The organism is Jatrophihabitans sp. (assembly GCF_051960575.1).
Taxonomy (GTDB): domain Bacteria; phylum Actinomycetota; class Actinomycetes; order Mycobacteriales; family Jatrophihabitantaceae; genus JBQCEE01.
Genome location: NZ_JBQCEE010000242.1, coordinates 1 through 11,046, shown reverse-complemented (window position 1 = coordinate 11,046; position 11,046 = coordinate 1). Strand labels below are relative to the sequence as shown.

The 11,046-nt window shown below is 73.4% G+C and carries 10 protein-coding genes; 7 read left to right on the top strand and 3 right to left on the bottom strand.

Annotated features, from left to right (window positions below; translation table 11 throughout):
• From ppc to ACTHMS_RS13520, 3 genes are all read left to right on the top strand, one after another.
• Positions 1-2,500 (top strand): phosphoenolpyruvate carboxylase (gene ppc / locus ACTHMS_RS13530; protein WP_440307195.1); only part of this gene is annotated, 2,500 nt, incomplete at its 5' end.
• An 86-nt stretch (positions 2,501-2,586) separates the two neighbouring features.
• On the top strand, positions 2,587-4,041 hold the full coding sequence (locus tag ACTHMS_RS13525; RefSeq protein WP_440307194.1) for an AlkA N-terminal domain-containing protein: 1,455 nt from the start codon (positions 2,587-2,589) through the stop codon (positions 4,039-4,041).
• The gene (locus ACTHMS_RS13520) at positions 4,038-4,526 is read left to right on the top strand and encodes a methylated-DNA--[protein]-cysteine S-methyltransferase (RefSeq protein ID WP_440307193.1); all 489 of its coding nucleotides are present in this window, start codon (positions 4,038-4,040) and stop codon (positions 4,524-4,526) included. Before ACTHMS_RS13525 ends, ACTHMS_RS13520 begins: the two co-directional genes overlap by 4 nt.
• 75 nt (positions 4,527-4,601) lie before the next feature.
• On the opposite strand, the gene pth is transcribed toward ACTHMS_RS13520, so the two are convergent.
• Positions 4,602-5,174 carry an aminoacyl-tRNA hydrolase gene (gene pth / locus ACTHMS_RS13515; RefSeq protein ID WP_440307192.1) on the bottom strand — a complete coding sequence of 191 codons (573 nt, stop codon included), beginning with the start codon at positions 5,172-5,174 and terminating at the stop codon, positions 4,602-4,604.
• Between the two features lie 30 nt (positions 5,175-5,204).
• Positions 5,205-5,867: a 50S ribosomal protein L25/general stress protein Ctc gene (locus ACTHMS_RS13510; protein ID WP_440307191.1), complete on the bottom strand. Its 663-nt coding sequence runs from the start codon at positions 5,865-5,867 to the stop codon at positions 5,205-5,207.
• Between the two features lie 217 nt (positions 5,868-6,084).
• Here ACTHMS_RS13510 and ACTHMS_RS13505 point away from each other — a divergent pair, with 217 nt between their 5' ends.
• Positions 6,085-6,963: a 4-(cytidine 5'-diphospho)-2-C-methyl-D-erythritol kinase gene (locus ACTHMS_RS13505; RefSeq protein WP_440307190.1), complete on the top strand. Its 879-nt coding sequence runs from the start codon at positions 6,085-6,087 to the stop codon at positions 6,961-6,963.
• A complete protein-coding gene (locus ACTHMS_RS13500; protein ID WP_440307189.1) occupies positions 6,963-8,702 on the top strand; it encodes an ABC-F family ATP-binding cassette domain-containing protein in 1,740 nt (579 codons plus the stop codon). Before ACTHMS_RS13505 ends, ACTHMS_RS13500 begins: the two co-directional genes overlap by 1 nt.
• Before the next feature lie 89 nt (positions 8,703-8,791).
• Here the strand turns inward: ACTHMS_RS13500 and ACTHMS_RS13495 are convergent, their stop codons facing one another.
• Positions 8,792-9,415 (bottom strand): TetR family transcriptional regulator, encoded by a 624-nt coding sequence (locus tag ACTHMS_RS13495; protein WP_440307188.1) that lies wholly within the window; start codon positions 9,413-9,415, stop codon positions 8,792-8,794.
• Positions 9,416-9,431: 16 nt separating this feature from the next.
• Here ACTHMS_RS13495 and ACTHMS_RS13490 point away from each other — a divergent pair, with 16 nt between their 5' ends.
• Together ACTHMS_RS13490 and ACTHMS_RS13485 are read left to right on the top strand one after the other, a co-directional pair.
• A complete protein-coding gene (locus ACTHMS_RS13490; RefSeq protein WP_440307187.1) occupies positions 9,432-10,205 on the top strand; it encodes a tryptophan 2,3-dioxygenase in 774 nt (257 codons plus the stop codon).
• Positions 10,198-11,046, top strand: an 849-nt coding sequence (locus ACTHMS_RS13485; protein ID WP_440307186.1) for an aminotransferase class V-fold PLP-dependent enzyme, incomplete at its 3' end; no start/stop codon positions are given. The genes ACTHMS_RS13490 and ACTHMS_RS13485, both read left to right, overlap by 8 nt.

Sequence of the window (11,046 nt, the reverse complement as noted above, 5' to 3'; positions counted from 1 at the left end):
CGAACAGGTGCACCGGGTGCGGTCGCTGCGGGCCCGCCCCGCCGACCAGGGCTGGTTGCAGCCGGCGATCGACGCGGTGGCGAAGGAGCACGGCGCCGACGCGCTCGCGGCGGCGATCGACGAGCTGTCCGTGCGTCCGGTGTTCACCGCGCACCCGACCGAGGCGAGCCGCCGCTCGGTGCTGACGAAGCTCGCCCGGGTGGCCGACCTGCTGTCGACCCCCACCGAGCCGGGGAGTGCCGTGCGGTCACGGCAGGACCGCGCCCTGGCCGAGATCATCGACCTCGTCTGGCAGACCGACGAGTTGCGGGCGCACCGGCCCACACCGGTCGACGAGGCGCGCAACGTGCTCTTCTACGTCGAGGCGATGGCGGCCGGCACCATCCCCGAGCTGCTGGACGAGCTCGCGGCCGACGTCGCCGGCCATGGCGTCGACCTGCCGGTGTCGGTCCGTCCGCTCACCTTCGGCAGCTGGATCGGCGGCGACCGCGACGGCAACCCGAACGTGACCGCCGCAGTCACCCACGACGTGCTGCTGCTGCAGCACGGGGTCGCCACCCGTGTCGTCACGGCGGCGCTCGACGAGCTCATCGCCGAGCTGTCGTCGTCGACCAACGTGGTCGGCGCGTCGCCCGAGCTGCTCGCCTCGCTCGAGGCCGATCTCGCCGTGCTCGACATCGACCCGCGGCTCGTCCGGCTCAACGCCGACGAGCCGTACCGTCTGAAGCTCACCTGCATGAACGCCAAGATCGCGAACACCCGCCAGCGGGTGCGCACGGGCGCGCCGCACGTGCCGGGACGCGACTACCTCGGCTCACAGCAGCTGTTGAGCGAACTCGCGCTGCTCGGCGACTCGTTGCGGGCCAACGCCGGGGCGCTCATCGCCGACGGGCTGCTCGCCCGCGTGCAGCGCACCGTCGGGGTCTTCGGCCTGCATCTCGCGCCCCTCGACGTGCGCGAGCACGCGGCCGCCCACCACCACGCGGTCGGCCAACTGATCGACCGCCTGGTCGAGGAGACCTGGCTCTACGCCGACGTGCCGCGCGACTACCGGTTGCGGCTGCTGTCGAAGGAGCTGGCCTCGCGGCGTCCGCTCGCCTCGACACCGCCGCCCCTGGACGCCGACGGCTCGCGCACGTTCGCGGTCTTCACCGAGATCCGCGACGCACTCGACACGTACGGCCCCGAGGTCGTCGAGAGCTACATCGTGTCGATGACACAGGGCGCCGACGACATCCTCGCCGCGGTCGTGCTCGCCCGCGAGGCCGGCCTGATCGACGTGCACGGCGCCGGGCCGGCGGGCGTGCGGCAGCCGTTCGCGCGCATCGGCTTCGTGCCGCTGCTCGAGACGATCGAGGAGCTGCGTCACGCGGCCGACGTGCTCGACACGCTGCTGAGCGATCCCACCTACCGGCTGATCGTCAAGCTGCGCGGCGACCTGCAGGAGGTGATGCTCGGCTACAGCGACTCGAACAAGCAGGCCGGCATCACGACGTCGCAATGGGAGATCCACCGGGCTCAACGGGCGTTGCGGGACACCGCCGCGCGGCACGGCGTCCGCCTGCGTCTCTTCCACGGGCGCGGGGGCACCGTCGGCCGCGGCGGCGGCCCGACGTACGACGCGATCCTGGCCCAGCCCTACGGCGTGCTCGACGGCGAGATCAAGTTCACCGAGCAGGGCGAGGTCATCTCCGACAAGTACGCGTTGCCCGAGCTGGCGCGCGAGAACCTCGAGCTGACGGTGGCGGCGGTACTGCAGGCGTCCCAACTGCACCGCGCGCCTCGACAGAAGGCAGCGCAACTCGCGCGGTGGGACGAGTGCATGGATGTCGTCAGCGACGCCGCCTTCGCCGCCTACCGCCGCTTCGTCGATCACCCGGACCTGCCAGCCTACTTCCTCGCCTCGACACCGGTCGAGCAGCTCGGTGGACTGAACATCGGCTCGCGTCCGAGTCGCCGACCGTCGTCGGGCGGTGGCATCGAGGGTCTCCGTGCCATCCCGTGGGTGTTCGGGTGGACGCAGTCGCGGCAGATCGTGCCCGGCTGGTTCGGCGTGGGCTCGGGTCTGGCGGCCGCCCGCGAGGCGGGGCTCGACGACGTGCTCGCCGAGATGCATCAGCAGTGGCACTTCTTCCGCACCTTCATCTCGAATGTCGAGATGACCCTCGCCAAGACCGACCTCGACATCGCGGCGCAGTACGTCGAGTCGCTGGTGCCCGAGGGGCTGCGCCCGGTGTTCGACATGGTGCGGGCCGAGCACGAGGCGGCGGTGCGCGAGGTGCTGCATGTGACCGGCGAGCAGGCCCTGCTCGACGACTCGCCGGTGCTGCAGCGCACCTTCGACGTGCGCGACGCCTACCTCGACCCGATCTCGTACCTGCAGGTCGACCTGCTGGCCCGCGTCCGCGAGCTCGGCGACGACGAGGTGCCGGCCGAGCTGCAGCGCGCGCTGCTGCTGACGATCAACGGTGTCGCGGCGGGGTTGCGTAACACCGGATGAGTCGGCGCGGCACCCGATGAGCAGCGCGTGACCGTCGCGTCCGAAATCCGCCAGTCGTTGTCAGTGGCGTCCCGCAGACTGGCTGCGTGATACCCGACCAGGAGACCTGCTACCGAGCGGTGCAGGCGCGCGACGCGCGCTTCGACGGCTGGTTCTTCACCGCGGTGCACACGACCGGCATCTACTGCCGTCCGTCGTGCCCGGCCGCGACGCCACGCGCGCAGAATGTCTCGTTCTTCCCGAGTGCCGCGGCGGCACAGCGTGCCGGCTTCCGCGCGTGCAAGCGGTGCCGTCCTGACGCCTCCCCCGGGTCACCCGAGTGGGACGTGCGCGCCGACGTGGTCGGTCGCGCACTGCGGCTCATCGCCGACGGGCTCGTCGACCGCGAGGGCGTGGCAGGGCTCGCCGCGCGGCTCGGGTACTCCGAGCGGCAACTGCAGCGGGTGCTGGTCGAGTCGGTCGGCGCCGGCGCGCTGGCACTCGCCCGGGCGCAGCGGGCACAGACGGCGCGGGTGCTGCTCGAGACCACGCAGCTGCCGATCACCGACATCGCGTTCGCCGCGGGCTTCGCCAGCGTGCGGCAGTTCAACGACACGATCCGGGCGGTGTTCGCGACGACCCCCGGCGCGCTGCGAGCGGCCCGGCCGTCGACGCCCGCCGAGCCCGGCGCGATCACCCTGCGGCTCGCCCACCGTTCGCCGATCGACACGGCCACCCTCTTCGAGCACCTCGCCCACCGCGCCGTGCCCGGCATGGAGGAGGCCGGCCCGGACCGGTTCACCCGCGTGCTGCGCGCGACGCACGGGTCGGCGCTCGTCGACGTCCGTCCGGGCGGCGGACATCTCGTCGCCCGTGTGCAGCTCGACGACCAGCGCGACCTCGTGCAGGTCGTGGCGCGCGTCCGCCGGCTGTTCGACCTGGACGCCGACCCCGAGGCGGTCGACGCGGCGCTCGGTGCCGACCCCGCCCTCGCGCCCCTCGTCGCCAAGCGGCCCGGGCTGCGCTGCGCCGGTGCGGTCGACGGATTCGAGACGGCGATCCGGGTGGTGATCGGCCAGCAGGTGAGCGAGCGGGGCGTGCGCACCATCCTCGGCCGACTGGTCGCGGCCTACGGCGAGCCGGCGCTCGGCGGCACCTGGCGGCTGTTCCCCCGGGCCGAGGTGCTGGCCGGTCTCGCCGACGCCGAGCTGCCGATGCCGAAGGCACGGGCGCGCACCGTGCGGGCGGTGGCGGCCGCTGTCACGTCCGGCGAGATCCTGCTCGACCCGGGCAGCGACCGCGGCGAGGTCGCCGAGCGGCTGCTCGCACTGCCCGGCATCGGCCCGTGGACGGTCGGCTACCTGCGCATGCGCGGGCTCGGCGATCCCGATGTCCTGCTCACGACCGACCTCTGGGTGCGGCGGGCCGCCGACGCGCACGGGGTCGACCTCGATCGCGCGGCGCAGTGGGCGCCGTGGCGCTCGTACGTCACGCATCACCTGTGGGCGACGCTGCCGCTGACGACGACCAAGCGGACGAAGCAGACGAAGGAGCAGTCATGAAGTGGACGATCATCGCCTCACCGATCGGCGACCTGCTGGCCGCCCGCGACGAGGTCGGGCTCACCGAACTGCAACTGCCACAGGGCAAGCGGCCGCAGGCGCCGCGCGTGGGCTGGGAACGTGACGACGGCGCCTTCGCCGACGTGCGCGGTGAGCTCGACGAGTACTTCGCGGGCACCCGGCGCGAGTTCACGGTGCCGCTGCACCCCGCCGGCAGCCCGTTCCAGCTGCGGGTGTGGGCGGCGCTGGCCGAGATCCCGTACGGCGAGACGACCAGCTACGGGAAGACCGCGGTCGCGATCGGCTCGCCGACGGCGTCGCGCGCGGTCGGGCTCGCGAACGGGCAGAACCCGATCCCGATCATCGTGCCGTGCCACCGGGTGGTCGGCGCGAACGGCTCGCTCACCGGCTACGGGGGCGGACTCGACGCCAAGCGCTGGCTGCTCGCCCACGAGGCATCCCACGCCGGCCTCTTCGCGTCCTGAGATCCCGCTTGTCCCCCGCCCCAGTCGTCCTCGACCCGTCGGAACGACTGGCGCTGGGGACAAGCGGCAGTGTCGTCAGTCGTTGAAGGCGTTCTGGGCCGGCTCGAGGCCCTGCGCGACAAGGGCCTCGACGGCGTCGGCGGCGCGGTCGACGAAGTAGGCCAGCTCCTTGCGCTCGGCCGACGAGAACTCCTTGAGCACGAAGTTGGCGGGATCCTGGCGTCCGGGCGGACGCCCGATGCCGAAGCGCACCCGCAGGTACTCCTTGCTGCCGAGCGAGGCGGTGGTCGAGCGCAGGCCGTTGTGGCCGCCGTCGCCGCCGCCGCGCTTGAGCCGCAGCGCGCCGTAGGGCAGGTCGAGCTCGTCGTGCACGACGACGACCCGCTCGACGGGCACCTTGAAGAAGCGGGCCAGGTTGGTGACCGGCCCGCCCGACTCGTTCATGTACGACGCCGGCTTGGCGAGCACGACCGGCACGCCGGCGAGGCGTCCCTCGAGCACGTCGGCGCGCGCCTTGTGCGCCTTGAAGCGTCCGCCGACCCGCTCGGCGAGCAGGTCGGCGACCATCGCGCCGGCGTTGTGCCGGGTGGCGGCATAGCGCGGCCCGGGGTTGCCCAGCCCGACGACGAGGAACCGTTCGTCGGACATGGGTGACCCCGGGCCGGTGCGTGCTGGGTGTTACTCGGCGGGCGTCTCGGCCGTGGCCTCTTCGCCCTCGCCGAGGGTGTCCTCGGACGCCTGCTCGCCGGCCTCGGCCTCGGCCGGGGCAGCGCCCTCCTCCGGCTCGAGGTCGAGCTCGGTCGGGGCCTCGCTGATCGCGATGACGAGGGTCTCGGCATCGGTCACCAGCTCGACACCGCTCGGCAGGTCCAGCTGGCCGGCGGTGATCTGGGTGCCGATCTCGCGGCCGGTGACGTCCACGGTGATCTCGGACGGCACGTGCGTGGCCTCGGCGTTGACGCTGACCGTGGTCGCGTCCTGCGCGAGCAGCGCACCGGCGACGACATCGCCGTGCACGACCACGGGCACGTCGACGGTGATCTTCTCGCCGCGGCGCACGGCGAGCAGGTCGACGTGGTCGTAGGTGCCCTTGATGGCGTGGCGCTGGATCGACTTGGGGATGACGAGCTGCTCGGCGCCGTCCAGGTCGAGGGTCAGCAGCACGTTGGCGCCACCGTGGCGGATGGCCGCGGTGAACTCGCGGGCCGGCAGCGAGATGTGGCGCGGCTCGTCGCCGTGGCCGTAGATGACAGCGGGCACCTTGCCGGCGCGACGGGTGCGACGAGCGCCGCCCTTGCCGAACTCGGTGCGGGTTTCGGCTTGCAGCCGGACCTCGGACACAGCAGTACTCCTCGAACTCGATCTCGTGTGTGGACGCGGGCACCTCGCCCCGTACGACGCGCGTCAGCGCAGCGTCCACACGGGGTGGCACCGCGTCGATGACGGACGCCGCGCGGAACGCGGTCCCTCGCCGGGTTTGCTGTGGCCAGCCTACCCGCTGGCGAGCGGCCCGGATCCCCTCGGGGCGAGAGGCCGAGGTGACGTCTAAGGTTCCGAGGTGCTGTCGACCGTGCAGGTACGCGTACCGGCCAAGATCAACCTGTTGTTGCGGGTCGGTCCCCCGCGCGACGGCTTCCACCCGCTGCAGACGGTGTTCCACGCCGTCGACCTGTACGACGAGATCACCGCGTCGCCCGCCGACACGCTGTCGCTCGAGGTCGTCGGCGACGACGCCGACCAGGTGCCCGTCGACGAGACCAACCTGGCCTGGCGGGCTGCCGCGCTGCTCGCGTCCGCGACGGGGGTCGAGCCGCGGGTGCACCTGCGCATCGACAAGCGCATCCCGGTGGCGGGCGGCATGGCGGGCGGGTCGGCCGACGCGGCCGGCGCGCTCGTGGCGTGCGCGCGGCTCTGGGACGTCGAGGCGGATCTGCCCGCGCTGGCCGCGCAGCTCGGCTCGGACGTCGCCTTCCCGCTGCTCGGCGGCAACGCCCACGGGCAGGGACGCGGCGAGATCCTCACCCCCCTGGCGGACGGCCCGACGCTGCACTGGGTGCTGGCGCTCGCCGACCACGGCATCCCCGCCGCCGCCGCGTACGCGGAGTTCGACCGGCGGCGACCGGACGCCGTCGACCCCACCCCCGACGCGATCGAGCCGCTGGTGACGGCGCTCGCGAGCGGCGACGTCGACGCGATCGCCTCGGCCATGGGCAACGACCTGCAGCCCGCCGCGGCGGGGCTCGCGCCGGCGCTCGGTCACACGCTCATGGCGGGCATCGACTCGGGCGCGGTGGCCGGGCTGGTGTCGGGCTCGGGCCCGACGTGCGCGTTCCTGTGCCGCAGCGAGATGCACACGCCCAAGGTGGCGAAGCGGCTCGCCGAGTTCGGGCGGGTGGTGGTCGCGTCCGGGCCGGTCGCGGGGGCGACGATCGTCTGATGGCGAACCTCGTCAACCTCGAAGCGGTCGGGAAGGCCTACGGCACCACGACCGTGCTCGACGGCGTCTCGCTCGGCGTCGCCGACGGCGAGCGCATCGGCGTGGTCGGGCGCAACGGTGGCGGCAAGTCGACGCTGCTGCGGCTGGTGTGCGGTCTCGAGCAGCCCGACTCGGGACGCGTCACGCGCCCCGGCAGCGTCCGCATCGCCTACGTCGACCAGCGCGGTGAGCTGCCGACCGGCGCGTCCGTTCGCGATGTCGTGGTCGGCGACGCGGCCGAGCACGAGTGGGCGGGCGACGCCCGGGTGCGCGAGGTGCTGGCCGGACTCGGTCTCGCCTCGCTCGGGCTCGACTCGTCGGTCGAGCGGTTGTCCGGCGGCGAGCGGCGGCGGGTGGCGCTGGCCGCGGCGCTGGTGCACGAGTCCGAGCTGCTGGTGCTGGACGAGCCCACCAACCACCTCGACATCGAGGGCATCACCTGGCTGGCCGCCCACCTGCGGTCGCTGCGCCGCGCACTGCTGGTGGTGACGCACGACCGCTGGTTCCTCGACGCGGTGTGCGAGCGCACGTGGGAGGTCGGCGACGCCGCGGTGCGGCAGTTCGACGGTGGCTACGCCGCCTACGTGCTGGCGCGGGCCGAGCGGGCGCGACAGGCCGACGCGTCCGAGGCGCGGCGGCAGAACCTGCTGCGCAAGGAGCTCGCCTGGCTGCGGCGCGGGGCGCCGGCCCGCACGTCGAAGCCGCGCTTCCGGATCGACGCCGCCGAGGCGCTCATCGCCGACGTGCCCGAGCCGCGGCAGGGCGTCGAGCTGCGCGCGCTCGCCCAGCGCCGGCTCGGCCGCACCGTCGTCGACCTCGAGGGCGTGACCGTGCGGGTCGGCGACCGCGTGCTGCTCGACGACGTCACCTGGCACCTCGGTCCGGGCGACCGCGTCGGCATCGTCGGCGCGAACGGCTCGGGCAAGACGCACCTGCTGCGGCTGCTCGCCGGCGAGCTCGAACCCGCGTCCGGACGCGTGAAGATCGGCTCGACCGTGCACGCCGCCCACCTCTCGCAGGACATCGCCGAGCTGCCCGGCTCGCTGCGCGTGATCGAGGCCGTCAGCGAGGTGCGCACGACCGCCGAGCTCGGCGGCGTCGAGCTCTCGGCCGGCCAGCTCGCCGAGCGCTTCGGCTTCGAGAACCAACGGCAGTGGACGCCGGTGAGCGACCTGTCCGGTGGCGAGCGGCGCCGGCTGCAGCTGCTGCGGCTGCTGCTGACCCAGCCCAACGTGCTGCTGCTGGACGAGCCCACCAACGACCTCGACACCGACGTGCTCGCGTCCCTCGAGGACCTGCTCGACGGCTGGCCCGGCACCCTCGTCGTCGTCAGCCACGACCGGTACCTGCTCGAACGCGTCTGCGACACCACGCTGGCTCTGCTCGGCGACGGCACGGTGAAGGCGCTGCCCGGCGGCGTCGAGGAGTTCCTGTCGCGCCGAGCGGCCTCGGTGCAGGCCGCCGCCGACGAGCGCGTCGCCGAGCGGCGCGAGAAGCGCGGCGACACCCGCGCCGTGGCCAAGGAGCTGCAACGTCTCGAGCGGCGCATCGCCACGCTGGAGCGGCGGGAGGCGAAGCTGCACGCCGCGCTGGCCGAGGCGGCCACCGACTACGCCAGGGTCGCCGCCCTCGACGAGGAGCTCCGCGGCGTCGTCGCCGAGCGCGAGGCCGCCGAGGAGGCCTGGCTCGAGCTCGCCTGACCGCGTCCCCATCCCGCGAACCCCCTAGTGTGGCCCAGTTCGAGGCCTCGAAATGGGCCACACGAGGGGGTTCGTGCCACTGGAAGGCGTCAGGACGAGAGGTGGGGGTCGGCCTCCATGTGGGCGAGGCCGTTCCAGACCAGGTTGACGAGGTGGGCGGCGACCTCGTCGCGAGGCGGGGTGCGCACCTCGAGCCACCACTGCCCGGTGAGTGCCACCATGCCGACGAGCATCTGCGCGTACATCGGGGCGAGGGCGGTGTCGACGCCGCGGGTGGCGAACTCGCGCGCGAGGATGTGCTCGACCTGGTGGGCCGCGTCGTTCAGCAGCGACGAGAAGGTCGTGCCCGCCGTGCCGGGCGGCGAGTCGCGCGACAGGATACGGAACCCGTCGGTCTCCTCCTCGAAGTAGGTCAGCAGCACCAGCGCGGCCTGTTCGAGCAGCTCGCGCGGGCGTCCCCGTTCGAGCGCGCGCGTGAGGCGGTCGAGCAGGGCGCTCAGCTCGCGGTCGACGAGGACGGCGTAGATGCCCTCCTTGCCGCCGAAGTGCTCGTACACGACGGGTTTGCTGACCCCCGCCCGCGCCGCGATCTCCTCGATCGACGTCGCGTCGTAGCCGCGTTCGGCGAACAGCGAACGGGCCACGCGCAGCAGTTGCTCGCGCCGCTCGCGTCCGCTCATGCGCACACGAGCCCGTGTCTCACCCTCGGTCATCGAGCACGATGGTGCCATGACGACGACGTCACCGTCCGCGGGCGGCGAGCTGACCTACCGCCGCTACCTCTGCCTCGACGAGCTGCTGGCCTGCCAGCGCCCGCGCACCGACGAGCACGACGAGGTGCTGTTCGTCGTCATCCACCAGGTCTACGAGCTGTGGTTCAAGCAGATCCTGCACGAGGCGGCACGGCTGCAGGACGAACTCGAGCACGAGCGGCCGGCCGGTGCGCTGCACACCGCGCGGCGCATCGCGAAGATCCTGAAGACGGTGGTCGGGCAGCTCGACGTGCTCGAGACGATGACGCCGCGGCAGTTCGCCGCCTTCCGTCCGGCCCTAGGCACGTCGAGCGGGTTCCAGTCCGACCAGTTCCGCGAGCTCGAGGCCGTGCTCGGTCGCCGCGACATCGCCCACCCGGACGAGCGCACCGCGCCCGCGATGCGCCGGCGATCGGTCTTCAACTCGCTGCTGATCTTCCTGGACGCGACGGGCCACGCGATCCCGCCCACCGTGCTCACCCGCAACCCGGCCCTGCCGTGGCCGGGCGACGCCGAGGTGCAGGCCGTGCTGCGCGCCGTCTACGCCGAGGAGGGCACGGCCGCCGAGGTCTGCGAGGCGCTCGTCGACATCGACGAGGGGCTGCAGGAGTGGCGCTACCGGCACGTGAAGATGGTCGAGCGCATCATCGGCGCGGTGCCCGGCACCGGCGGCTCGGCCGGCAGCGAGTACCTGCGCTCGACGCTGTTCCGACCGATCTTCCCCGACCTCTGGGCGGTGCGTGGTGCCTGATCGATCCGACGCGGTCGCGGCCGACGCCGCCGACCCGCTGGCGCCCGTGCGCGAGCGCTTCGACCTGCCCGACGGCGTGATCTACCTCGACGGCAACTCCCTCGGCGCGCTGCCGCGGCACGTGTCCGACCGGGTGGCCGACGCCGTCACCCGGCAGTGGGGCACCGACCTGATCACGTCGTGGAACAGGGGCTGGTGGGAGCTGCCGCAGCGCGTCGGCGACCGCATCGGCCGGCTCGTCGGCGCCGCGCCCGGCCAGGTGCTCTGCGGCGACTCGACGACGGTGCAGCTGTTCCAGGCGCTGACGGCGCTGGCCCGGCTGCGTCCCGACCGGCGGGTGCTCGTGACCGACGGCGGCAACTTCCCCACCGACCAGTACGTCGCCGAGTCGGTCGCCCGCATGCTGGGCCTGCGGTTGCTGCGCGTCGCCCCGAGCCGGCTGGCCGACGCCGTCGGCGAGGACACCGCCGTCGTCGGCTACAGCGCGGTCGACTACCGCACCGGCGAGCTGCACGACGCCGCCGCGATCACCCGCGCAGCGCACGACGCGGGCGCGCTGATGCTGTGGGACCTCGCCCACGTGGCGGGCGCCCTGCCGTTCGACCTGGACGCGCTCGGCGCCGACGCGGCGGTGGGCTGCTCCTACAAGTACCTCAACGGAGGGCCCGGCGCCCCGGCGTGGCTGTACCTGCCCCACCGGCACCAGGACGCGCTGCGGCTACCGCTCACCGGCTGGCAGGGCCACGCGCACCCGTTCGGGCTGGCCCCGTCGTACGAGCCGGCCCCGGGGGTCGACCGCGGCCGGATCGGCACGCCGCCGGTGCTGTCGATGCTCGCGCTC